The following is a 23,857-nucleotide window of genomic DNA, read 5'->3' as shown; positions in this document are numbered from 1 at the left end:
CCTCACGGGGGCTGCCAGGGGGGCTCGGTCGGGCGGCGCAGCGACGTCGCGGCGACGGGCGCCGCTGCCGGGCTCACCCGGGCGGCGCCCGCCGGAGGCGGCTGATGAGCACGAAGAACAGCGGCGCGAAGAAGATGCTGAAGATCGTCGCCGTGATCATGCCGCCGAACACGCCCGTGCCGATCGCGTGCTGCGTGGCCGAGCCGGCGCTCCTCGCGAAGACGAGGGGCACGACGCCCAGGATGAACGCGAGCGACGTCATCAAGATCGGCCGGAAGCGCAGGCGCGCCGCCTCGATCGCCGCCTCCCGGGCGCTCTTGCCCTGCTCGCGCAGGCTCTTCGCGAACTCGATGATCAAGATCGCGTTCTTCGCCGAGAGCCCCATGATGGTGATCAGCCCGACCTTGAAGAACACGTCGTTCGGCAGCCCGCGCACCGTCATCGCCAGGACCGCGCCCACCACGCCGAGCGGCACGACAAGGATCACCGCGAGCGGGATCGACCAGCTCTCGTAGAGGGCCGCGAGCACCAGGAACACCACCACCAGCGCCAGCGCGAGCAGCGCCGGCGCCTCGGCGCCCGACAGGCGCTCCTGGTACGACTGGCCCGTCCACTCCACCCCGAAGCCGGGCGGGAGCTGCGCCGAGAGGCGCTCGATCTCGGCCATCGCCTCGCCGCTGCTGCGCCCCGGCGCCGGCTGCCCGTTGATCCCGGCGGCGGGGTAGCCGTTGAAGCGCGCGAGCTGGAGCGGGCCGCGCTCCCACTGCGCCGTGGCGAACGCGGCGAGCGGCACCATCTGCCCAGCGCCGTTGGGCACGAAGAGCGCAAGCAGATCCTCCACCTGCATCCGGCTCGCGGCCTCGGCCTGGACGATGACCTGCTGGAGCCGGCCCTGGTTCGGGAAGTCGTTCACGTAGGCGGAGCCCAGCGTCGTCGACAGCACGGCGGCGACGCTCTCGAACCGCACGCCGAGCGCGTTCGCCTTCTGGCGGTCGATCCGGAGGCGGATCTGCGCGGCGTCGCTCTGCGCCTCGGCGCGCACCTGCTCGAAGACGGGGTTGCCCGACGTGAGCTCGATGAGCCGCTGCTGCGCGGCCACGAGCGCGGCGTTGCCGCGGCCGCCGCGGTCTTGCAGCTTCAGGCTGAAGCCCGAGGTCACGCTGAGCTCCATGATCGGCGGCGGCACGAGGCTGAAGATCGCCCCGTCGCGCACGGCGCCGAGCTTCTCGTTCGCCAGCGCCGCCTCCGCCTGCGCCGTCGCGCCGGCGGGGCGCTCGTCCCAGTCCTTCATCATCATGAAGATGAGCGCCACGTTCTGCCCCGACCCCGAGAAGCCGAAGCCAGGGTAGGCGGAGACGAAGCGAACGGCGGGGCGGCCCTCGAAATGCGCCTCGATCTCCTTCACGGCCCTGAGCGTGCGGTGGAGCGTGGCCTCGGGCGGGAGCTGGACGTCGACCATGACAACGCCCTGATCCTCCTCGGGCAAGAACGAGGTCGGCAGCCGCACGTAGAGCACGCCGAGCGCCGTCGTGATGAGCGCGAACGCGAGGAGCATCCGGAGGGGCCTGTCGAGCGAGCCCGCGGCCCACCGCTTGTACCCGCCGGTGAGCCGCGCGAAGCCCGCGTTGAACCACCCGAACGCCCCGCGGCGCTCGCCGTGTCCTGCCGGGATGGGCCTGAGGAGCTTCACGCAGAGCGCCGGCGTCAGCGTCAGCGCCAGGAACGCCGAGAACAGGATCGAGACCGCCATCGAGAGCGAGAACTGCCGGTAAATCGCGCCCGTGGACCCCGACGCGAACGCCATCGGGAGGAACACCGCCGACAGGACGAGCGTGATGCCCACGACAGCGCCGGAGATCTCGCTCATCGCCTTGATCGTCGCGTCGCGCGGGGACAGGCCCTCCTCGGCCATGATCCGCTCCACGTTCTCGACGACGACGATCGCGTCGTCGACGATGATGCCGATCGCGAGCACCATCCCGAACAGGCTCAGCATGTTGATCGAGGAGCCGGCGAAGAGCATCACCGCGCACGTGCCGAGCAGCGCGATCGGCACGACGATCGCCGGGATGAGCGTGTAGCGGATGTTCTGCAGGAACAGGAACATCACCACGAACACGAGCAGCATCGCCTCGGCCAGCGTCTCGATCACCTTGTGGACCGACACCCGGACGAACGGCGCCGTGTCGAACGGGACGCTGTAGGTCACGTTGGGCGGCAGGCCGCGCGAGAGCTCCTCCATGCGGGCGCGCACGAGGTCGGACGTCTTCATCGCGTTGGCGCCGCTCGCGAGCTGGATGCCGATGGCCGCGTCGGGCTTGCCGTTGCTCCGCGACGACGACGCCATGTTCTGCGCGGCGATCTCGATCCGCGCGACGTCGCGGAGGAGCACGCGCGAGCCGTCCGGCCGCGCGCGCAGGACGATCTCCCCGAACTCCTCGGGCGTCGTGAGCTGGCCCTCGGCGATGAGCGTCGCGCTGATCTGCTGCGTCGGCGGGCTCGGCAGGTCCCCCACGCGGCCCGAGGCGAACTGGATGTTCTGCGCGGCGATCGCGCTCGACACGTCGGCGGGCGAGAGCGAGAGGGCCGCGAGCTTCGCCGGGTCGATCCAGACGCGCATCGCGCGCTCGCTGGCCCAGAGCTGCACGCGGCCGACGCCGGGGACGCGCTTGATCTCGTCGATGACGCTGCGGGCGAGGAGGTCGCCGAGCGCCGTCGGGTCCACGCTGCCGTCGCGCGACGACAGGCTGACGATCATCAGGAAGCTCGACGTCGAGGCCTCGACGAAGAGCCCGTACTGCCGGACGGCCGGCGGCAGGCGCGGCTCGACCGCCTTGAGGCGGTTCTGCACGTCGACCTGCGCCAGGTCGGGGTCGGTGCCCGGCTGAAAGGTCGCTGTGATCTGGGCGCCGCCGGAGGCGTCGCTCGACGACTGGAAGTAGAGCAGCCGCTTGACGCTGCTCAGCTCGCGCTCGATCAGGCTGACGACGCTCTGGTCGAGCGTCTGCGGCGTCGCGCCGGGGTAGCTCGCGTAGATCGAGACGGTGGGCGGCGCCACCGAGGGGTACTGCGCGACGGGCAGGCGCGGGAGCGCCATCGCGCCGAGGATCGCGATGAACATCGCGATGACGATCGCGAAGATGGGCCTGTCGATGAAGAAGCGCGGCATGCTCGCCTCGGATCGGCTCAGGGCGCGGCCGGGGCCGCGGCCCCGGGGGGCGCCCAGGACACGGCGCGGACCTCCGCGCCGGGCGCGATCTTCTGCTGGCCTTCGACAACCACCCGGTCGCCGGGCGCGAGCCCCTCGGTGACGATGTAGCGGTCGCGATCGACGCCGCCCGTCTGGATCGGCCGCACGACCGCCTTGCCGTCCGCCTGGACGACGACGACCGTCGCCTTGCCGCCGGTGTCGCGCCCCACCGCTTGCTGCGGCACCATGAGCGCCGCCGGGTCGACGCGCCGCGCGAGCTTCACGCGCGCGAACATGCCGGGCAGGAGCAGGCGGTCGGGGTTGGGGAAGGCGGCGCGGAGCGTGACCTCGCCGGTGCCGGGATCCACGCTGATGTCGGAGAAGAGCAGCGCGCCCTTCTCGGGGTACTCGGTCCCGTCGTCGAGCACGAGCGTCACCGGCGCCTCACCGGATGCGCCCTCCGCGCCGGCGCCGCCCGTGGCCGCGCGCCGCAGGCGCGTGAGCTGCGAGACGGGCTGCTTGATGTCGACGTAGACGGTGTCGATCTGCTGGATCACGGCGAGCGGCGTGGCCTCGCTCTGGCCGACGAGCGCGCCCTCGGTGACGAGCTCGCCGCCGATCCGGCCGCTGATCGGCGCGGTCACGGTGGCGTGGCCGAGGTCGAGGAGCGCCTGCGCCTGCGCCGCGCGCGCCTGCGCGAGATCGGCGCGCGCCATGGCCTGCGCCGCGACGGCGTTGTCGAACTGCTCGCGCGTCATGAGCCCCTCCTCGACGAGCGCCGTCGCGCGCCTGGCCTGGGCCTCCGCCAGGGCGAGGCTCGCCTGCCCCTTCTCGATGGCGGCGCGGGCGCTCGCGGCGGCGGCCTTGAACGGCCCCGGGTCGATCTGGAAGAGCGTCTGGCCCTGCTTGACCTCGCTGCCCGGCTTGAAGGTGCGCTCGAGCACGACGCCGGGCACGCGCGCGCGCACCTGCGCCATGCGGAAGGGCTCGACGCGGCCGGGGAGCTCGTCGCGGATCGTGACGGGCTCGGGCTTCACCTCGATGACGGCGACCTCGGTCGGGGGCGGCGGCGGCGGCGCATCCGGCGTCGATCGGCAGGCGCCGAGGAGCAGGAGGACGGCCGCGAGGCCCGCGCCGCGCTTGGGTTGTCGGGACATGGGTCGCTTCCGTCGGGGGTTGCGCGCGGCGCCTGGCGCTGTGCGGCGCGTGCCCGCCTCCCGGGCTCCGGACGACGCTATCTGGGCGTGGTCCAGTTGAATTCGAGGACGCTATCGTTGTAGTCGTTGTCGTCCCCGTTCTCGGCGACGATCACCATGAAATTGTGGTTGCCCACCGTATAAGGACCGCCCGATTTCAGCTGGCTCGACTTGCGCCACTCTGCGTTGATGTCCGTTTGATACTCGAACGTCGCTCGCAGCTTCGCTCTTGAACTGGCAACGACCGTCGACTGACCCGTCATCGCGTTGCGCTCACCGGAGCCCGTGAAGGCGCACAGGTCCTCATCGTTGCGAGTCACGATGATCTTCTGGGTGTACCGCGAGTTGGTCGTCGCTCTGATGGTCACGGTCACACCATCCGGAAGTTCATCGATCTCGCAGGTGTTGCCGTTCAATTGAGGCATGTGCTCGTGTCCCTTCCTATGGATCGCGTCCCGCGGCCGGGACGATGACCGTCGAGACCGGGGACGGTCTCGCGGTGCGCGGTGAGCGGTGAGCGGTGCGCGGTACCAGAGGATGGCTATCAAACCTCCCGCAAGCGTGCAACGACAAACAGAAGTGCTGTGTGGACGTGTGGTCCTGTATCGCCTGTCCGCGGTGGCGTGTCGGCGAGCGCCGCGTCGATGCCGCGCTCGCTCATCTTTCGCGGTGCGGTCAAGGTCGCGTCGCGCGCGCTCGATCTCGACCCGCCCGCTCCGCGCGTCCGCTCGCCTGAGGTCTCGTGGCTCGTAGGCGGAGCGGCTGGCCAAGGAAGTACGGGTCGTGGCCGGGCGACGCGGCGCTCGCTACGGCGCGCTCACGAACGGGTCGATGAAGTCGGTGTAGAGGTCGACGCGCGTATGCCAGCCGTCCACACAGACATTGCCGTCGATCGCGGCGCCGAATGACGTCACGCCGATGATGGTGGGGACGCCGTTCACATCCATCAACGCGGGCCCGCCCGAATCACCCGTGCACGTGTGGTGGTCCGCGTCGCCGAGGCCGACCAGCAGCGGCGTGACCGTGTTGATGAAGGTGGTCACGTGGCGCTTCGTGCCGTCCCAGAAATCCTCGTCCAGGCCGAAGCCGATCAGCCGGCCTGACGCGCCGACCATGTCCTCGGTCATCGGCGCGCGGTTGTAGGGCAGCGGCTCGATGGCGACGGGCTCCTCGAGGATGGCCACCGCGATGTCGTGCCCCGCGTGCACGTTGGAGCCGTTGAACTCTGGGTCGTAGTGGACCTCTTTCACGTTCACCCAGTACCCTGCTTCCGAGACCTCGGTGCCGAAGAGGGCCCTGCCGACAGGACCGCTGTCCACCAGCCGGAAGTCCATGCAGTGGGCCGCCGTCAGGAGCACCGTCGGGGCGATGAGCGAAGCGGTGCAGTTGTGGGTCATCACGTTTCCAGCCGGCCTCTTCTCGTAGACCTGCAGATTCGCCACGGCCGGATCGCCCTCGTCGATGGTGCCTCCGATGATGGCCGCGGAGTCGGCGTCCGTCGGGCTCGGGGGCAGGTCGTCCGCCCCTCCCACGCACGCTGCAAGGAAGGCCGCCGCCGCGAAAGGTATTCTCTTCATGACAATCTCCGTCGAAGTTTCAAGTCCTGTCAGACAACCATCCGAGAGGAGCGCCAGCGCCGCCGGGCTCCGCCGGTTGACCACGGAAATGCGCCCACAGCTCCAGCGGCCCCGAGGCTCGAGGCGCTGCCGGTCGCTGCGTCGACGCTCCACCGTCAGCCAGTGGATGCCGGCAACCTCGGTCGTCCTTCGCGCGAACGAAGAGGCCGCGGCGTTTTTGCTGCTGTGCGGGACCGGGGAGGGGGTGGTGGTCCCTGTCGGGCGAGCGGCGGGCTCGACGATACGCCGAGCCCGCTCACCTCACGTCTCGCGATGACGCGCTGGATCCGGCAAGACGTCGGTCGCCGGCGTCGTCTCCGCCCGCCTGACGAAGCCCAGCACAACGACGGCCATGAGCGTGCAATAGGCCGCCAGCGGCCATGCAGTATCCCCGGGCAGCAGGACGACCAGCGTCGTTCCCACGACGCCGACGACGAGGCTCTCGATGCAGTAGTAGAGCGCTGTCGCGGTGCCGGCGACGTGGCCGAAGCGCTGGAGCGCGCCGTTCGCCGTCACCGAGCTGGCGAACACGATGCCTATCGCGATGATCCACATGGGCGGGATGAACGTCCAGAACGACGGAGCGGCGATCACCTGCCCGACGACAAGCAGCGCGGCGCCCAGGAGCAGCATCCCCATCCCGCGGACGAGGCTCCCGGCGCTTCCCCATCGCGCCACGAATCGCTTCGCGAACCGGGTCGTCGCGATCATGACGAGCGCGACGGTGGCGAAGAGGAGGCTGAAGACGAGCTGAGAGAAGCCCGCGCGTTCGATCAGGACGCGTGACGCCGTCGAGAAGAAGACGAAGAACGCGCCCATCGCCGCGCTGAAGCCGAGCGTGTAAGTCCAGAACGAGGCGTCCGCGAGGATCCGGCCGAACGCCGCGCGTGGCCTCGACGCGTTCACGGGCCGAGTCTCGGGCCACCTCGGCGCCGCGTTCAGCGCGGCCGCGGTGGCGGCGACGCCGAGCGCGAGGAAGATCGCGCGCCAGCCGAGATGGTCCGCGACCAGCGCGCCGACAACGGGCCCCAGCGCTGGCACGAACGCCAGCATCGAGCCGAACAGGCTGTAGATCACCGCCCCCTCGGCGCGCTCCGCATAGACGTCGCGCACGGTCGCGAACGTCGCGACGAGCGCCGCGGCCGCGCCCAGCCCCTGCAGGACGCGAAGAGCGACGAACACAGCGGCGGACTCGGTGCCCGCGAGCAGATACGACGCGGCGGCAAACAGGGCCGCACCGGTGAGCAGGACCGGCCGCCGGCCGATCCTGTCCGAGATGGGTCCGAACACGAGCTGCCCCGCGCCCAGGACGACCATGTAGAGGCTCAAGGTCAACTGAACGACCGCCGGCGACGTGCCGAGGATGCCTGGCATGATCGGCACCACCGGCAGGTAGACATCCATGGCCAGCGAGGCCAGCAGGTCGAAGGGGGCCATCAGCAGCAGCGCTGCGGCCAGCGAGAAATTCCAGTTTGTTGATGTTGTTCGAGGCACGACGAACCATCCGCGCAAATGGTGGACATTCGGCGGCGATCTGCCTCCAGGACGGCACTCGTCGAACGATCGAGAGCAGATAGCCGCAGCAACGAGCTCAGGGGTTGCTGCGGCTCAATCGTCTGACGTGATGGTGTCCATGCTTCCGCCTCGGGCGTGCCTTCGTTGCAGACGGCGCAGGATAACGGTCATCGGGCAGCCCGTCGAGGGATCACGAAGCCTCGACGCCCAGCCGCTCCTCGTGCGTCCTCCGCGTGCGTCCTCCGCTTCGCCGCTCCGAGAGCGCGCGCGGGCGCCGCGGCCGCGCCGGTCGCGGGGGGAGCCATGTCCTGCCGGCGGTGTACGACGCGGCGCCGCTCGTGGGCCCGCAGCAGGCCCCGCGGGCGGCACGGTGCCACCGCGATCAGAGCGCGCGGCCTCTTCGCGCTTGTTTCCTCCCCGCAGCGCGAGCAGATGTGGGGCCGGGAACAGCAGTTGCATGACCCGTCCCGATCATGAGGTGGACAATGGCACAGATCGGCAAGGTTCCGGGGTTGTTGCTCGCGCTCGCGGCCCTCGTGGGCTGCACCGAGGTCATGGTGGTGCCTCAAGAGGAAGGGGATCCGACTGCAGGGGAGGGGGCCGCGCCGACGGAGGAGGGTGCTGTGCCAACAGAGGAGGGTGCTGTGCCAGCAGAGGATGGTGCTGTGCCAGTCGAGGAGGCGGCTGTGCCCGTGGATGTCGTGACCGACTCCTGCATGGCCGGAGCCCTCGTCTCGCTCTTCGCGCCATCAGGGCTGGACGCCAACACGCTTCTTCCCGCCGGGGGCGATGGGTTCATCGCGATCGGGGCGCCGCACAACGGGGGCGTCGCGGAGCTCGACGGCGCGGGAAACATCGTGTGGAGCTCGGTCCCGCTGGCCGAGGGGTTTCTGCATACAGGCGTCCCGACCGGGGACGGCGGGCTCATGGTGGCGGGACAGACGTATGATCCGGCCTCACCCTCGGGCCAGGGGCTGTGGCTCGGCCGGCTCGACGGTGCCGGTACGCTGCTCGCCGCCCACGCGCTCGGACCGACGCATTACATGGCGGGCGTCGATATCGAGCTGCTCCAGCACCCGGACGGCGGATACGTGCTGTCCACGCACGAGAGCCTGCTGGATGGAGAGGCGCCGCAGCTGGTGCTCCTCCGGCTCGACGACGAGGGCCAGCTCGTCCACCGGCGGTCGACGCCGCTCTCCCCGGGATCCGAGGTGGGGTACAACTGGAGCCACGGCGCCGCAGCGCTCCTGCCCGGAGGGGACGTCGTCCAGCTCACCGCGGACGGCGCGCATGTGCGCATGATCCGCAGCAACGGGGCGACCGAGCCGGTCCTCGACCGCGTTCTGGAGGAGATCGGCGAGGCCTGGCCGCAGGACGTCGCCGTCCTGCCGGACGGCCGCATCGCCGTCGTCGCGCTCAGCGTCGGGCACAACCACGTGATCCTGCTGGACACCGAGGGCTCGGTGCTCTGGCACAGGACGTATCGACCCGAGCGCGACACCGAGCTGAGCGCCGTCGCCCACGACCCGAGCACAGGCCTCCTGCACCTCGCCGGGACGACGCGGGGAGCGGATGGCGGCACGCAGCGCATGTGGCTGATCTCCGTCGATACCGACGGCGCGCTGCGCTGGGAGCACGAGGGGGCGGTCGGGACGCCGACAGGGATCACCACGGTCACGGCGCTCCCCGGCGGAGGCTTCGCGGCGGCCGGCTTCGGCGACTTCGCGTATGCCGTGGTCCGCCCTGACGCGTGCCCCTGAGCTGATCGCCGCGCCGGGCCGCCTTGCGCGCGACGCGTCCGGTTCGAGCAAACCCGGCGCAACTTGCGCAAGACCGCCGCGACCGATGATCCCGCGTCTGGCGGAAAAGCCTGCCCCACCCCGCTGGCACGCCGGTTGATCCTACGTCCGGCACGCTGGGCGCGTCGCGGGCCCCGGGGGCGCACGCGCAGCCGCTCCGCGGGGCGCCGCCCGCGCCCGGCGCGAAAGGACACGTTTATCTCATGCAGATGTTCGTCAGAACTCTCGCCCTCGCCCTCGCCGGCGCCGCGATCGTCGTCGCGTGCAGCGGCTCGCCCGAAGACGCCATGTCCGAAGATGCCATGTCCGAAGATGTCGTCTCGCACAGCGAGGCGGCCCGGTGCGAGGACTGCGAACCGCCGCCCCCGCCGCCGTGCACGCCGAGCTGTGCGGGCAAGGCGTGCGGGGCGCCCAACGGCTGCGGCGGCAAGTGCAGCAGCGGCAGCTGTCCGGCGGGGACGACCTGCGGCGGCGGCGGCGTCTCCTATCAGTGTGGGTGCTCGCCCCAGTGCTCGGGCAAGGCGTGCGGGGCGCCCGACGGCTGCGGCGGCATCTGCACCGGCGGCGCGTGCCCGGCGGGCGAGGCGTGCGGCGCGGCGGGCGCGCCGGGCCAGTGCGCGACGCTGCCGATCGGGCAGGGCGTCGAGTGCTTCGTCTTCAACGACGGCTACACCGACATGGCCGGGCCGACGCAGGCGCTCTACATCTCGGGATCGGGCCAGGCGTGCATGCCCGACGGCAGCCCGGGCGGCACCTGCCGCAAGTGGTTCGGCGCCTGCCGCACCATCGACCCGAGCCACACGCCGGTGCTCTTCTGGGTCTTCAACGACGGCGGGGCCGACATGGCGGGCCCGTCGGACGCGGTGTTCGCGCCGGGGGGCAACATGGCGTGCGTGCCGGGCAACGGCGCCGCGGGGATCTGCCGGCGCTGGTTCGGCGAGGCGACGCTGCCCGACGGGCGCCCTGTCGAGTGCCGGCTGTTCGACGACGGCGGCGCGCGGAAGACGAAGTTCACGGACGACGAGATCTACAACCATGGCTATGGGAGCGTGTGCTTCCCCGACGGCAGCCGGCACGGCCTGTGCCGCAAGTGGTTCGGCGAGTGCATGGTGACCGGCTGCGGTGACGGCGCGTGCAACGGCGGCGAGACGCCGTCGAGCTGCCCGTCCGACTGCAAGTGCGGCGACGGGATCTGCAACGGCGCCGAGTGGTGCGGCAGCTGCGCGCAGGACTGCGGCTCGTGCTGCGGCAACGGCACCTGCAACAGCAGCGTCGGCGAGACGTGCAGCACGTGCTCGCAAGACTGCGGCTCGTGCTGCGGCAACGGCGCCTGCGACAACGACGAGACGTGCGACAGCTGCTCGCGAGACTGCGGCTCGTGCGCCCCGAAGACGTGCTCGGGGCAGACGGCCGGGTCGCAGGCCCAGTACTTCACCGTGGGCATCGAGGACGGCTGGGGCTGCCTGCAGCAGACCCAGGTCTACTTCGCCAACTCGCTGAGCGAGGCAGCGCAGTGCGGGCAGGCGGCCTACCCCGGTTACACAATCGTCACGAGCGGCTCGGTCGGGACGTACGTCTACCACACAGGCACGATCAACGGCTGCGCCTCCCTCACGTTCGCCGCTGTGTCGTCGTCGAAGGCGGCCTCGTGCGCGACGGCGCGCGGCTACCCGTACGCAGGCCCCTGCCCCTGAAGCGCGCCGGCAGGGCGTGCTCCCCGAGCCGACCGCGCCGCCGCGGTCGGCTCACGCGCGGATGTCGCTCTGGAACGGGGAGACGTTCTCCGGGAACATGAGCCACACGAAGACGCAGCGCATCTCGAAGTACTCGTCGGCCGCGATGACAGCGAGCGTCGGGTCGAGCTCGTCGACAGCGTGCCCTTCCCACACGAAGCCTGGCACGCCGCGCGCCCGGCTGACGAGCCCGCTTGTCTGCAGCTGATCGCGCGCGCGGAAGCAACGGGTGAGCGACATGTTGACCGCCGCGGTGAAGTCGGGCCGGGGCGCGACGCGCTCCGGCAGGGCGACGCTGTCGAGGCCGGCCGACCAGCAAAGCCAGCAGAGGGCGGCCCACTCGGCCCGGGCCCTTCGCATCAGGTGAGAGACAGGCAGGGCTCCCGGGTCGAGCGTCTCGTCCACGGTGAGCTCGACGGTCTCGACCCCGTTCTCTGTCTCCTCGGTCAAGGTCGCCGCCGTCCGTGCGAGCTCCACCGGCCCGTCCGGCAGCACGTGCGACAGGTCGGGCGGGAGCCACGGGCAGGGCTCCGTCCCCGGCAGGCTGCGCTGCACCGCCTCGCGCAGGCGCAGCAAGCGGGTGGCGTAGAGCTGGATCTTCTTCCGGATCTGCTCGATCGGCTGGCCTACATCGACAGTGACCGACGCGTCGTCGGGCATCGGATCGAGGGCCTCGCGCGCCGGCCAGAAAGCAAACTCCGGGGACAGGAGCCGCACGAAGGTCCTGAGGTGCTCGGCCACGGCGGGGGCCCCCGGCGCGATGCGGTCGGCGTCCTCGAGCACCCCGCGCGTGTCGCCGAGATCGAGCCGCAGGAGCGCGCGCGTGACGCAGGTCGAGCGGCGCTCGGGCTCGAGCAGCAGCGCCGCCTCGACGAGCGAGAGCGCGACGCGGCGCGAGCCCGGCGCGACGGCGGCGAGCGTGCGGTAGGCCGCGCTCGGCTCGGCGCCGAGCAGCAGCTCGTCCAGGACGCCGAGCGCTGTCGCGCCGGACGCCTCGAGCAGCGCTTGCCCGCGTCGCTCCGCGACCTCGGGCCTCGGCCGCAGCGTCGCGGCGTCCAGGAACGCGACGAGCCTGTCGCGCTCGCCCCCGCGCACGGCCGCGCGGGCCGCGGCGCAGCAGGCCTCGCGCGCGCGGCCGCCCTGCAAGAGCTCTCGCGCGAGGGCCCAGACGCGCTCGGCGTCCCACCCGGCGAGGTCCTCGGCGAGCGCGGGCGACGCGCCGAGGCTGGCCTCGTCGAGCGCCGCGCCGAGCTCGCGCCGGACGACCGGCGCCCCGTCCGCGGCGAGCAGCGTGAACGCTCCGACGGGGTGACCGTGCTCGTACTGGCCTCGCTCCTCGCGCACGCGCGGATCGAGGTAAGGGCTCGCGTCCGGATCGGGAAACCACCGGACCGACGGGCCGTGAAGGCGCCCCTGGGGATCGAGGTGCCGCTCCTCGGAAGGGCGGCCCAGCGCGTCGTACCGGAGCTCGCGACAGCGCGCTCCGGCGCGGATCTCGATCTCCTGAGAGGGCTTGCCCTCGCGCGTGAAGTAGCGGTGGATGGCCGAGGACTCGTCCTCCTCGCTGGCCAGCCAGCGTTGCGAGCCGTTGTCGTAGTCCGCCTCGCCGACGCCGGCGGGTCTGTCGGGCCAGCGGGAGCCGTCCGCGGAGATCGGGTATCCGGCGCGGTCGTGAAACACCTGGCGCACGACGCGCCCCTGCCGGTACTGCGTTCGCAGCTCCCAGGCGCCGGGCGGCACGCAGCACGGTCGCAGCCTGAGCTCGGTCGGGGCGTCGCTGCCGTACAGCACCACCTCGCCGTCGAGCTGGCCGCCCCGGTAGCGCCCGCGCTGCGCGGGTTGACCGTTCGGGTGGAACACGGTGAACGGCCCGTCCTTCACCCCGTCCGCGTAGCGGCAGCACGAGAGCAACGAGCCGTCGCTCGCGCGGTACACGCGGCACTCGCCCGAAGGACGTCCGTCGGCGTCGGTCTCCACGAGCTCGAACGTCCCGTGCTCGGGGTTGTACCTGGCCGAAGGCGGAACCGACGGAGGTCGCTCCGCGCCGGGCTGTGTCGTGGCGTCCATGCACCGCAGCCTATCGGGGTTACGACCGACACGGCGGGCGGCCTCGCCACGGCGTCACGAGCGCGTGCGTCTGTTCGGGAACCGGGGTTCAGTCCTGTACAACTGTTTGCGCAGCGTGGTACACGCCCGAACAGCTCTCCCTCGGGAGAAGCTGCTCGCATGTCCAGCAAGAAAGCCCTCCCGCACGTCATCGCCGCCCGCGCCGCCGGGCTCGTCGCGCTGCTCGACGCGGCCGATCCCGCCGCGGCGGACGAGCGCGCCGGGAGCGCGGCGAGGCACTTCGAGCGGGCGCGGGCGCGCGCGGCGCGGCCGCTCACCCCCGCGAGGCCCGACGCCGGCCCGAGCGCGCCGCCGGGCGGCGCGCCGGCCGCGGGCGCGGCGCGGGAGTACCTCCACGCCGAGCCGACGCGCTCGCCGGTGCTGAACGCGTTCCTGAGCGAGCTCGGCGCGGAGGGGAGGGCGCTCGTGCCGGCGAACGTCCACGTCTTCCACGAGCACACCCTCGCGCCGAGGCTCGTCGAGCTCGCGCGCCAGCGCGTCGTCTCCATGCTGCTCGCCGTGGGCAGGACCGACGTCGCCCTGACGCTCGCGCAGATGCCGCCGATCGCCAACGAGCGCGCGGCGCGGCTCTTCATGCGGCAGGCCGTCCACGTCGGCGGCGACCTCGGGGCGATCACGCGCGACTACGGGCGGCACTACCGGCGCTCGGGGTCTCCGGACCACGACGACCAGCGCGCGGGCTGCATCATGGCCACCTTCGCCGGACGGCTGATCGCGATGGCGGAGAAGCTCCTCGGCCCGCATGTGCGCGCCGAGGTGCGGGCCGAGCTGGAGAGGCTGACGTCGCAGGGCAGCCCGCCCGCGCGGCGGACGCGGGCGAGCGAGCTCCGGGCGCCGCAGGGCGCGGGGCGCGCCGTCACCCCGGCGGCGGCGCTCGACGCCGCGACGTCGGCGAGGCGCCCGCGAGGCAGGTAGGCGGCGCGCGGCAGGGGGCAGGGGCAGAGGGAGCAGCTCGCGGCGCGCTCGCGGCGCCGCCCGACAGCGGCGCAGATCCATCATGGCGCCGCGTCAGGCGCTGGCCTTCCCGGCGCCCGCGCTGCCGTCCCGCCGGTCGCGCAGGGCGGGGCCCATGCGCTCGCGCACCAGGTCGAGGAACGCCTTCACCTTCGGCGACAGGTGCCGCGTGCCCGGGTAGACGACGTGGAGCGGCACGTCGACCGGGCTCCACCCGTCGAGCACGCGCGCGAGGCGCCCCTCGCGCACGTCCTGCTCGCAGCGCGTCGCGGGCAGCATCCCGATGCCCACGCCCGCGAGCGCGATCCGGTGCAGCACCTCGAGGTTGTTCGCCGTCGCCCGCGGCGTCACGCGCACCTCCGCGCGCCGCGCGCCCCGGTGCAGCACCCACCGCGCGCCGGGCGCCTCCCCGGCGCGCGCCCCGGCCGACACGAGGACGTCGTGGCCCTCGAGGTCGGCCGGCGCGCGCGGCGCGCCCCGCCGCGCGAGGTACGCGGGCGCCGCCACGAGGTAGCGCGGCACGGCCCCGAGGCGGCGCGCGACGAGCGACGCGTCGCTGGGCGCGCCGAACCGGAGCGCCGCGTCGAACCCCTCCGCGACGAGATCGACGATGCGGTCGGTGCAGACGACCTCCACGCTCACGTCGGGGTGGACGCGCAGGTACTCGGCGACCACGCCGCCGATCCACCCGAAGTGCAGCGGCGCCGTGATCCGCAGCAGCCCGCGCGGCCCCTCCTGCATCTGCGTCACGGTCCGGTCCGCGTCGTCCAGCTCGGCCACGACGCGCGCGCAGCGCTCGTAGTACACGGCGCCGACGTCCGTCAGGCCGAGCTTGCGCGTCGTCCGCCGGAGGAGCTGCGCGCCGAGCCGCGCCTCGAGCTCGGACACCTTCCGGCTCACGGTCGACTTCGGCATGCCGAGCTCGCGCGCGGCCCGCGTGAAGCTCCCCGCCTGGACGACCCGGGTGAAGACAGCGATCTCGTTGAGGTCGGGCAGCATCGGATTGTTCCACCCGTGGAACGATTCTTCCTGCCGGTCAAGACTAATCAAGCGCACGGAACAGTCATAGGCTCTCTCCAGAAAGGGTGGTTTGCCCCGCCGCGCTCGCGGCGCGATCCTGGGCGCGCGACAGTCGACCCGACGGCCCGCGCGCAGCGCGGCGCGACTCGATGGTTCCTGTGGGAGCCATCGAGTCACGCCGCGGCGCTGCCGGGGAAGCGCGCGGGGACCACCCGGAAGGAGACAGCCATGTACTTGGTCACGGGTGCCACCGGGAATGTCGGCAAGGAGGTCGTCGAGGAGCTCCTCGGCGCGGGAGAGAGGGTCCGTGTCTTCACGCGCGACGAGCGCAAGGTGTCCCACTGGGGATCCCGGGTCGAGAAGGCGGTGGGCGACCTCGCGCGACAGGAAACGATCGCGCCGGCGCTCCGGGGCGCGCGGGCGGCGTTCCTGCTGCCGGTCGCGGAGGCGGACGGCGTCGACCATGTCCGGAGCTTCCTCGAGGCGGCGCGGGCGAGCGGCGCGCCCCGGATCGTCCTCCTGTCGAGCATCAGCGCGGGCGCGCCGACGGTCCAGCTCGCCCACCGTCACGCCGAGCGGGAACAGCTCGTGAAGGACTCCGGGCTCCCCTGGGCGTTCGTCCGACCGGGCACCTTCATGTCGAACACCTTCCAGTGGGCCCGGTCGATCAAGGCCGAGCGCGTGGTCTACAACCCCCACGGGGACGGCAAGACAGCGCCCATCGCCCCGCGCGACATCGCCGCCGTCGCCGCGCGGGCGATGGTGACCGAGGGGCTTTTGGGACAGGCGCTCGAGGTGACAGGCCCCGAGCTCCTCAGCACGCCGGAGCAGGTGGAGATCCTCGCGCGCGTCCTCGGCGTCCCGCTGCGGCGCGTGGACGTCTCTGTCGACGCCGCCAGGCGGCGGATGATCGAGGCCGGGATGCCCCCGTCGCTCGCGGCGGCCCTCGGCGAGCTCATCGAGCGCATCCGCTCGGGGAACGGCGCCCTGAAGACCGACACCGTCGAGCGCGTGACCGGTCGGGCGCCGGCGACCTTCGAGGCATGGGCCCGCGCGCGCGGGCATGGACAGCGAGCTGACGCGCGCGGGGCGCCGCCGCCCGCCGGCGCCGGCGGCGCCGCGGGCGCGCCGGGCTCACCCGCCCTGGTGCGAGTTCTTGTAGAGCCGCAGGCTGTTGCGGATCGCCATCGTCACCGTCATGGGGCCGACGCGGGGCACGAACACCTTGGCCTTGCCCTGGACATCGTCGCTGAAGTTCTTGAAGGTGGAGAAGTTGATGCACAGGCAGCCCTCGCGGATCTCCGCGGCCTGCACGTGGGGGAAGCTCCGCGAGGGGACGCCGGTCACGACGATATCGGCCTGCCGCAGCGCGCTCGCCCGGTCCACCATCGTCTCGTGCGCCTCGTGCGTGCCGCCGGACGAGCTGGGGACGAAGAGGAGGGGACCGTCGATGTCGAACGAGGTCACGTGGGCCCCGTCGTGCGCCATCATGCTCGCGAGCGGCCTCCCGACCACCTCGCTGCGGTTGAAGATGCACACGCTCCGGCCCTCGAGCGGCCGCTCGCCCTCGCCGAAGAAGCCGGCCGCCTCGACCAGCTTGAGGATGGCCAGCGGCGTGCAGGGCAGGATCGCCTTCTTCGTCCTCGCCTCGTCCAGGAAGCGCTGGTTGCCGTACAGGCAACGTGCCCAGAACGTGTGGAGCCCCTCGATGTCCTTGGACGGATCGACGGTGTCCCGCAGATACACGTCCTGCTCCGTGCCGAAGATCGGGTAATACACCATGATCCCGTGCACGCCCGGGTCCTCGTTCGCCGAGCGGATGGCGGCCTCGGCGCTGAGCCGCGTCGCGTGGCGGATCTCGAAGCGGACTCCCACGTCCTCGCACGCCTTGCGCGTGTACTCCGCGTACGTGTACGACGGCCCGTGATCCGCCGCGAGCACGCCGACAAGGAACAGCGGCTCAGGCAGGGCGGCGATCTCCTCCCGGATCTCGCGACGGAACGTCTCCGCCACCACGCTCGGATCGATGACGCTGGCCGTGCGAGTGTCCTGGCTCGGCGGCTTGTGTTGCGGGTCCATCCTGGGGCGGAGACGAGCACGCGCCAGCATCGCTGTCAAGTTTCCGGCGGTCCGGTTCAGCCATCACCCGACCGGCGCTCTCTCCATCATCCGAGCATCGTTCAACCTCGTTCAACCTCGTTCAACCACGGATTCCCGGATACCGACTCACGGCGCCGCGCAGGAGCGCAGTCCGGGGGAAGCGTCGGGGCGGCGCGGTCGCCGCTCGCGAGCGCGCCGCGCGATCACCGGGAGGGGTGGCGCCGCTCCGCGCCGGCCGCCGCGCCCGCGTCGACGGGCTCTGCGACGCGGTTGTCGATGGCCTCGCCGGCGGGGCCGCTGGTGCCGGGCACGTCGAGGACCATGCCGCCCTTGCCGCGCAGCTCGTCGACGAAGTCCGCGCCGAACACCTCCTCGGGCGTGTCGCCGTCGAGCCCGCCCATGCCCGAGAGCCCCTCGAGGTCCGCCAGGTTCCCGTCCCGGCGCCTCGGCGCAGGGTGCACCTGGAGGACCTCGTCCCGCGTCACCGTCAGCGCCACGACGTCCTCGCGCATCACGCGGATCCACGAGGCGGGGAAGTCGGCCTCGGCGCCCGCGGGGCCGCGCACGTGCAGCCGCGAGATGTCATTGCCGGGGTCGTTCGCGCCGACCCCCATGAGCTGCACCTCGGCCTCGTCGGTGGTCATCACCCGCGTCTCGGGGCCGAGCTCGACCGTATCCTCCGTGACCCCCAGCGCCTCTTCCAGCTCCTGCCTGCGCTCGGGCGGCTGCGGGACGAGCGAGGTGTCGACGCGCCCCGCCGGCGGCGCCGTCGTCCGTCCCTCGTAGTACCGAGGCAGCGCCATGAGCTCGTCTCGACCCGGTCGCAGCTGGAGGCGCCCCCCCGCCGTACCCTGCACGAGGTCCATCGATACCAGCAGCTCTTCGCTCGCCAGCGGTGAGCGGAGGATCACATGGGTCACGATGCCTCGCTCCCTGTCGACCAACACGCGGTCGAGGACGCCGGCCTCGAGGCCGCCGCCGGCGACCACGGGCATATCGAAGTCGATCTGCATGATTCCTCCTCAGACGAAGAGCCTCGTGCTCGATCGAGAGCCTGAGACCGGCGGCGCCGATGTCCAGTGGAGCACGAGCGACTCGATGCTCGGACGATCGCGCAGACGAAGGCGGAGCAGCGGCGCCGGGCGGACCCATCATCACGGCGCGAGGACAGGCCGGCCGTCGCGTGACCGCTCGCCGCGCTGGTCGAGAATCGTCGCGCGCTCTCGCCGCGCCCCGGAAGGCGCGAGGAGCTTCGCCGTGAGCGGTGATGACGTGATGTCATGGACAGGGGCCATGACGATGACGCGATCTCGAACTGCCATGCGGATGGCGCCCGTCGTGCGCTCTCGGCGGCCGACTCCACCTCATCTTCGCCGGCAACGACGCGCCGAGCGCCGGCGGCGATCGCTGCGCCGACACGATCGAGGAGGCGTAGAGCGCCTGTCCGGGCAGGAACCTGCTGGTCCTGGACGGACCGGATGCGCCGGACCCCGGGCACACCCTGGCACACCCGCGGACCCGAGCTGCGCCTATTCCCGCGAGATTGCTGCTTTCAGGTCCTGGTACGCCGGATGCAACGTACGGGCCGGCCGCTGGATTTGTGCCAGCGCCTTCGGGAGGACTGGACTTATGCGCGTACGCTTCGATGCAACCCGCCGACGGTGGAGTTCCCTTCACGTGCTCGCCGCGCTCGCGCTGGCGGGCGTGATCTCGTCGGGGGCTTGCTCCTCGGACGAGGCGCCGCCGGCGAGCTTTGGCCGCCCTGACAAGCCGCAGAACGGCTTGATCGAGGTCGACGAGGCGAAGCTGCGGGGCGTGATCGAGGGGGGCGACCTCCGCCTCCAGATCCCGGTGCGCAACCTGACCGCCGGGGCGACCCGAGGCCACCTGCGCGTCACGCTGGTCGATCTCGACGCGAACAGGGAACAAGGCACCACCGAGGTCGACGTCGAGGTCGCGAGCGCGGCCGCCGCGACAGCGGAGGCGCGCCTCGAGGCGCCGCCGGTGAGCGCGCAGCCGGGGCTCGCGCGGTACCTCGTCCGCATCGACGACGGGTCGGACACGGGGTTGCTCGTGACCCGGAGCCTGCTGCGCGTGATCCCGCCCTACGACGTGCAGCTCGAGGGGCCGGCGCGGGTCGTGCGCGGGCGCCCCGCGAGCTACCGCGTGCGCGCGACGGACGCCATCACCCACGCGGCGGTGCCCGAGGTCGATGTCGAGCTCTCCGTGGGCGAGGGGGACGCGGCGCGGCAGCTCCGCGGGACGACCGACGCGCTGGGCGCGGCGGTGTTCGAGGTGGAGCCCGGCGCGATCGGCGAGCACCCCGTCTCGGCGCGGGCCGACGGCTTCGGGGTGAGCGCGCTCATCGACGAGCGCGTCACCGTCGAGGGCCCCGGCCCGAAGCTGCTCCTCACCACCGACAAGCCGCTCTACAAGCCAGGTCAGACAATCCACCTCCGCGGGCTCGCGCTCGAGCGGGGGAACAACGAGCCGCTCGCCCGCACGTCGGTCACCTTCGAGGTGGAGGACGGCAAGGGCAACAAGATCTTCAAGAAAGCCGTCGTGACCGACGCGTTCGGCGTCGCCGCAACGACGTTCCGGATCGGCTCCATCGTGAACGTCGGCGACTTCAAGGTCCGCGTCGTGAGCGGCGAGATCACGACCGAGAAGACAGTCACCGTGGGGCAATACGCGCTCCCGAAGTTCGAGGTCGCCGTCAAGACCGACAAGCCCTGGTACAGCGCGGGCGACACGCTGACAGGCACCATCGACGCGCGCTATTTCTTCGGCAAGACCGTCTCCGGCGGCGCCGTGACCATCGAGGCGGCGTCGCTGGATATCGGTCAAACGACGTTCCAGCGCATCCTGGGCGAGCTCGACGCCGGGGGGCATTACGGGTTCAGCCTGACGCTGCCGCAGAGCCTCGCGGGCCTGCCGCTCGAGCAGGGCGACGCGGCGGTGACGCTCACTGTCACCGTGGCCGACACGGCGGGTCAGGAGGTCACGAAGGCGATCCCGGTGAAGGTCGCCGCGGACGTGGCCTCTCTCGTGCTCGTGCCCGAGGGGCGCGAGCTCGTCCCCGGGGTCCCGAACACCTTGCTTCTCTTCGTCACCGATCCGCTCGGGGAGCCCCTCCCCGACACCGACGCGACAATCGAGGTGCAGGACGCCACGCCGCTCACCGGCGGCACGCGCCTCACCGCGCGCACCGACGCGTTCGGCCAGGCCTCGGTGACCTTCACCCCGCCGCTCGGCTCGACGGGCACCTCCTTCTCGGTCCGGGCCAAGGTGGGTGGCCGGACGGTGGAGCGGTCGTTCTCCTTCACCGCGCAGTCGGGCGGCGAGCACCTGCTCGTGCGCACCGATCGCGCCGTGTACGAGGCGGGCGAGACGATCGAGGTCGTCATCGAGTCGAGCGAGGAGACCGGCAGCGTCTACGTCGACTGGCTCAACGACGGTCAGGCCGTCGACATGCGGTCGCTCGAGCTCGAGGGCGGGCGCGCCCGCTTCAGCATGCCGGTCGACGCCGGGCTGCTCGGCAGCAACCGCGTCGAGGCGTACCTGGTCGACGACGACGGCAACCTGGTCCGCTCGGGCCGCACCGTCTTCGCGCGCGGCGACTCGGCGCTCCGCATCGAGGTCGACGCCGACAAGCCGCTCTACGCGCCGGGCGAGACGGCGACGCTGCGGTTCTCGGTCAAGGACGACGCGGGCAACCCGAAGGTCGCCGCGGTCGGCATCCAGGTCGTCGATCAGGCAGTGTTCGCGCTTGTCGACGCCCAGCCCGGGCTGCTCCGCACCTACTTCGAGCTCGAGGACGAGTTCGCGAAGCCGAGCTACCAGATCCGCGGCCCGTCGGCGAACCTCCAGAACCTCCTGTTCAGCGCGACGGCGAGCGACGATCCCGAGCAGGCCGAGGCCGCGCAGCGCACGACGCAGGCCTCGCTCGCCGCGCTCGCCGGCACGTCGGTCACCGGCCTCCAGGCGCGCACCTGGCCCGCCGTGCTGGCGAAGGTACAGCAGGAGCTCGCGCCGTTCCACGCGCGCCAGAAGGGCGCGCTCCAGCCCGCGCTCGCCGAGGCCACGGAGATCGCCGTGCAGGACCTGGCGGCGCTCGGCTGCAACTCGAGCGAGTTCTTCTGCGCCGCGGGGCAGAGCTCGTACGTCGATCTGCTCGGGAAGCGGGTCATCGAGCGCTTCGAGGCCTACGATGTGTGGGGCAACGCCTACCGGATCGCCACCGGCCCGGGCGGGGTCTCGCTGCAGTCGTCGGGGCCCGACGAGGTGGCGCAGAGCCAGGACGACGCGGCGGTCGCGTTCACGTTCGACGAGCTCGGGGTCACCGTGCAATCGCAGGACTGGTGGGCAGAAGAGGGGGGCCCCGCCGCCGGCAATGGCGGCGACTGGGACGGCGCCGCGTCCGGCGCGGGCGGCGGCGGCACGGGAGGCCCCCCCGGCGACCCCAGCGGCGGGAGCGGCGAGGGCGGCCCGCGCGTCCGGCGCGAGTTCCCGGAGACCCTGTACGTCAACCCGAGCGTGATCACGAGCGCCGACGGCACGGCGACGCTGAGCATCCCGCTCGCGGACAGCATCACCGAGTGGCGGCTCTCGGCGCTCGCGAACTCGGCCGACGGCAAGCTCGGCGGCATGCAGAGCGGCTTCAAGGTGTTCCAGGACTTCTTCGTCGACGTGAACTTCCCTGCCACGCTGACGCGCGGCGATGAGGTGGAGTTCCCGATCGCCGTGTACAACTACCTCGACGCGCCGCAGACTGTCGATCTGACGCTCGATCCCGGGAGCTGGTACACGGCGCTCGGCGCGACGTCGACGCAGGTGTCCCTCGCCCCGGGCGAGGTGCGCGGCGTCCGCTTCCCGGTGCGCGTGGACACGGTGGGCGTCAACTCGCTCACGGTCACCGCGCGGGGCACGGACGGCGCCGACGCCGTGGCGCGCACGGTGCGCGTGGTCCCGGACGGCAAGCCGGTCGCCGAGAGCCAGTCGGGCATGCTCGAGCCCGGGAGCGCCACCCACGCGCTGTCGTTCCCCGAGGGCGCGGTCGTCGGCTCGAACCAGCTCTACGTCGAGGTCTACCCCGCGTTCCTGTCGCAGGTCGTGAGCGGCATGGACAGCATGCTCCAGGTCCCGTCGGGCTGCTTCGAGCAGACCACCTCGACGACATGGCCCAACGTGCTCGTCACGCAGTACATGAAGCAGACGGGCCAGATCACGCCGGAGATCCAGATGAAGGCCGAGTCGCTGATCTCGGCGGGCTACCAGCGCCTGCTCACCTTCGAGCACGCCGGCGGCGGCTTCTCGTGGTTCGGCGAGCAGGACGGGCACCCGTACCTGTCGGTCACGGCGTTCGGCGTGATGGAGTTCGCCGACATGATCAAGGTGCACGCCGTGGACGAGGCGATGCTCGCCCGGACGGTCGCCTGGCTCGCCGGGCAGCAGAAGGCGGACGGCACGTGGGAGGGCGATCAGACGGAGTTCTTCAGCTTCCACACGGGCACGCTCCGCAACAGCGCCTTCGTGCTCTGGGCGCTGGCGAGCGCGGGGTACACGGGTCCGCAGGTCGCGGCGGGGCTCGCTTACCTCGGCAGGGCGGTGCAGCCGGCCACCGACGACCTGTACACGCTGGCGATCGTGGCCAACGCGCTCGCGGTGGCCAGTCCGTCCGGCGCGCTGACGGACCGGGTGCTCGACGCCCTCGACGACCGCAAGACGCTGGATGGGGATGTGATCACCTGGGATGACGGCGGCACGCAGACGTCGTTCTACGAGTACGGCGACGACGCGAAGGTCACGACGACCGCGCTCGCGGCGCACGCGCTGCTCTCGGCGGACGCTCACCGGTCGAGCGCCGACGGGGGCGTGAAGTTCCTGACGCAGTCGAAGGACCCGAATGGCAACTTCGGCTCGACCCAGGCGACGATCTGGAGCCTGCGCACCCTGCTCCTCGCGGCCAGCAAGGGGACCGAGGGCGCGACGGGCTCGCTGACCGTCGCGGTCGACGGCGCGCCGGTGGGCACTGTCTCGCTGCGCGATGACCAGGCCGACGTCATGACCACGGTCGACCTCACGCACCTCGCGACCACCGGCGCGCACGAGGTCACGCTCGCCTTCGAGGGGGAGGGGCAGCTCAGCTACAACGTTGTGGGCCGCCACAACCTGCCGTGGAGCGCGGTGCCGAGCGACGGGGGCGGGCCGCTCGCGGTCAGCGTGAGCTACGACAAGACGTCGCTTCACGTGAACGACATCGTGACCGCGTCGGTGAGCGTCAAGAACACGACGGACGCGGCGCAGAACATGGTCCTCGTGACCGTCGGCCTCCCGCCCGGCTTCCAGGTCCTGACCGAGGACCTCCAGGCGTACATCGACGCGGGCCAGCTCTCGAGGTTCGAGATCACGGGCAAGCAGCTCATCCTGTACGTGAAGGAGCTCGCCGCGAGCGGCGTGGCCGGCTTCAACTACCGGCTGCAGGCGACAATGCCGGTGAAGGCGGAGGACGGCGGCGCCGAGGCGCACCCGTACTACCAGCCGGAGCAGCAGAGCTTCGCCAGCGCGCAGACCCTCCAGGTCCTGGGCGACTGAGCGGCTGATCCGG

General features: G+C 71.8%; 13 protein-coding genes and 1 pseudogene. 5 read left to right on the top strand and 9 right to left on the bottom strand.

What is annotated here, in order from left to right; genetic code table 11:
- Window positions 1-73: 73 nt before the first annotated feature.
- The 5 genes from WMF42_RS21015 to cml all read right to left on the bottom strand — a co-directional run bounded on the left by WMF42_RS21015 (window position 74) and on the right by cml (window position 7,439).
- On the bottom strand, window positions 74-3,169 hold the full coding sequence (locus tag WMF42_RS21015; RefSeq protein ID WP_061606686.1) for a multidrug efflux RND transporter permease subunit: 3,096 nt from the start codon (window positions 3,167-3,169) through the stop codon (window positions 74-76).
- 17 nt (window positions 3,170-3,186) lie between these two features.
- A complete protein-coding gene (locus tag WMF42_RS21010; protein ID WP_061606685.1) occupies window positions 3,187-4,347 on the bottom strand; it encodes an efflux RND transporter periplasmic adaptor subunit in 1,161 nt (386 codons plus the stop codon).
- A gap of 77 nt (window positions 4,348-4,424) precedes the next feature.
- Window positions 4,425-4,811, bottom strand: coding sequence for a fucose-binding lectin II (locus WMF42_RS21005; protein ID WP_081426255.1), 387 nt, complete (start codon window positions 4,809-4,811; stop codon window positions 4,425-4,427).
- A gap of 381 nt (window positions 4,812-5,192) precedes the next feature.
- Window positions 5,193-5,963, bottom strand: a complete 771-nt coding sequence (locus tag WMF42_RS21000; RefSeq protein WP_437693822.1) for a S1 family peptidase — start codon at window positions 5,961-5,963, stop codon at window positions 5,193-5,195.
- A 300-nt stretch (window positions 5,964-6,263) separates the two neighbouring features.
- Window positions 6,264-7,439 carry a CmlA/FloR family chloramphenicol efflux MFS transporter gene (gene cml / locus WMF42_RS20995; protein ID WP_437694319.1) on the bottom strand — a complete coding sequence of 392 codons (1,176 nt, stop codon included), beginning with the start codon at window positions 7,437-7,439 and terminating at the stop codon, window positions 6,264-6,266.
- A 764-nt stretch (window positions 7,440-8,203) separates the two neighbouring features.
- On the opposite strand from cml, the gene WMF42_RS20990 reads away from it, so the two are divergent.
- Window positions 8,204-9,277, top strand: a complete 1,074-nt coding sequence (locus WMF42_RS20990; RefSeq protein ID WP_437693820.1) for a hypothetical protein — start codon at window positions 8,204-8,206, stop codon at window positions 9,275-9,277.
- A 248-nt stretch (window positions 9,278-9,525) separates the two neighbouring features.
- Window positions 9,526-11,010, top strand: a complete 1,485-nt coding sequence (locus WMF42_RS20985) for a hypothetical protein (protein ID WP_155798153.1) — start codon at window positions 9,526-9,528, stop codon at window positions 11,008-11,010.
- A gap of 51 nt (window positions 11,011-11,061) precedes the next feature.
- Here WMF42_RS20985 and WMF42_RS20980 read toward each other — a convergent pair whose 3' ends face one another.
- Window positions 11,062-13,116: a toxin-antitoxin system YwqK family antitoxin gene (locus tag WMF42_RS20980; protein ID WP_437693818.1), complete on the bottom strand. Its 2,055-nt coding sequence runs from the start codon at window positions 13,114-13,116 to the stop codon at window positions 11,062-11,064.
- A gap of 159 nt (window positions 13,117-13,275) precedes the next feature.
- Here WMF42_RS20980 and WMF42_RS20975 point away from each other — a divergent pair, with 159 nt between their 5' ends.
- Window positions 13,276-14,091 carry a hypothetical protein gene (locus tag WMF42_RS20975; protein ID WP_437693816.1) on the top strand — a complete coding sequence of 272 codons (816 nt, stop codon included), beginning with the start codon at window positions 13,276-13,278 and terminating at the stop codon, window positions 14,089-14,091.
- Window positions 14,092-14,184: 93 nt separating this feature from the next.
- On the opposite strand, the gene WMF42_RS20970 is transcribed toward WMF42_RS20975, so the two are convergent.
- Window positions 14,185-15,186 carry a LysR family transcriptional regulator gene (locus tag WMF42_RS20970; protein ID WP_437693814.1) on the bottom strand — a complete coding sequence of 334 codons (1,002 nt, stop codon included), beginning with the start codon at window positions 15,184-15,186 and terminating at the stop codon, window positions 14,185-14,187.
- Between the two features lie 192 nt (window positions 15,187-15,378).
- Between WMF42_RS20970 and WMF42_RS20965 the strand changes: the two are divergent.
- Window positions 15,379-16,038: pseudogene (locus tag WMF42_RS20965) on the top strand (SDR family oxidoreductase); the annotation flags it as partial.
- A gap of 246 nt (window positions 16,039-16,284) precedes the next feature.
- Here WMF42_RS20965 and WMF42_RS20960 read toward each other — a convergent pair.
- Together WMF42_RS20960 and WMF42_RS20955 are read right to left on the bottom strand one after the other, a co-directional pair.
- Window positions 16,285-17,229 carry a bifunctional methylenetetrahydrofolate dehydrogenase/methenyltetrahydrofolate cyclohydrolase gene (locus WMF42_RS20960; protein WP_437693812.1) on the bottom strand — a complete coding sequence of 315 codons (945 nt, stop codon included), beginning with the start codon at window positions 17,227-17,229 and terminating at the stop codon, window positions 16,285-16,287.
- 224 nt (window positions 17,230-17,453) lie between these two features.
- The gene (locus WMF42_RS20955) at window positions 17,454-18,263 is read right to left on the bottom strand and encodes a hypothetical protein (protein ID WP_061613051.1); all 810 of its coding nucleotides are present in this window, start codon (window positions 18,261-18,263) and stop codon (window positions 17,454-17,456) included.
- Between the two features lie 664 nt (window positions 18,264-18,927).
- Between WMF42_RS20955 and WMF42_RS20950 the strand changes: the two genes are divergently transcribed.
- Complete coding sequence (locus tag WMF42_RS20950) at window positions 18,928-23,844, top strand: MG2 domain-containing protein (protein ID WP_437693810.1); 4,917 nt, start codon at window positions 18,928-18,930, stop codon at window positions 23,842-23,844.
- Window positions 23,845-23,857 lie beyond the last annotated feature (13 nt).

The organism is Sorangium sp. So ce176 (assembly GCF_051519835.1).
GTDB classification, from domain to species: domain Bacteria; phylum Myxococcota_A; class Polyangia; order Polyangiales; family Polyangiaceae; genus Sorangium; species Sorangium cellulosum_G.
This window is presented reverse-complemented; position numbering and strand designations above follow the sequence as displayed.

Bases quoted from the DNA above. Each gene is read 5' to 3' on its own strand.
- WMF42_RS20960 (WP_437693812.1), bottom strand. From the start codon at position 17,229: ATGGACCCGCAACACAAGCCGCCGAGCCAGGACACTCGCACGGCCAGC.
- cml (WP_437694319.1), bottom strand. From the start codon at position 7,439: ATGGCCCCCTTCGACCTGCTGGCCTCGCTGGCCATGGATGTCTACCTG.
- WMF42_RS21010 (WP_061606685.1), bottom strand. From the start codon at position 4,347: ATGTCCCGACAACCCAAGCGCGGCGCGGGCCTCGCGGCCGTCCTCCTG.
- WMF42_RS20985 (WP_155798153.1), top strand. From the start codon at position 9,526: ATGTTCGTCAGAACTCTCGCCCTCGCCCTCGCCGGCGCCGCGATCGTC.
- WMF42_RS20975 (WP_437693816.1), top strand. From the start codon at position 13,276: ATGTCCAGCAAGAAAGCCCTCCCGCACGTCATCGCCGCCCGCGCCGCC.
- WMF42_RS21015 (WP_061606686.1), bottom strand. From the start codon at position 3,169: ATGCCGCGCTTCTTCATCGACAGGCCCATCTTCGCGATCGTCATCGCG.
- WMF42_RS21000 (WP_437693822.1), bottom strand. From the start codon at position 5,963: ATGAAGAGAATACCTTTCGCGGCGGCGGCCTTCCTTGCAGCGTGCGTG.
- WMF42_RS21005 (WP_081426255.1), bottom strand. From the start codon at position 4,811: ATGCCTCAATTGAACGGCAACACCTGCGAGATCGATGAACTTCCGGAT.
- WMF42_RS20980 (WP_437693818.1), bottom strand. From the start codon at position 13,116: ATGGACGCCACGACACAGCCCGGCGCGGAGCGACCTCCGTCGGTTCCG.
- WMF42_RS20955 (WP_061613051.1), bottom strand. From the start codon at position 18,263: ATGCAGATCGACTTCGATATGCCCGTGGTCGCCGGCGGCGGCCTCGAG.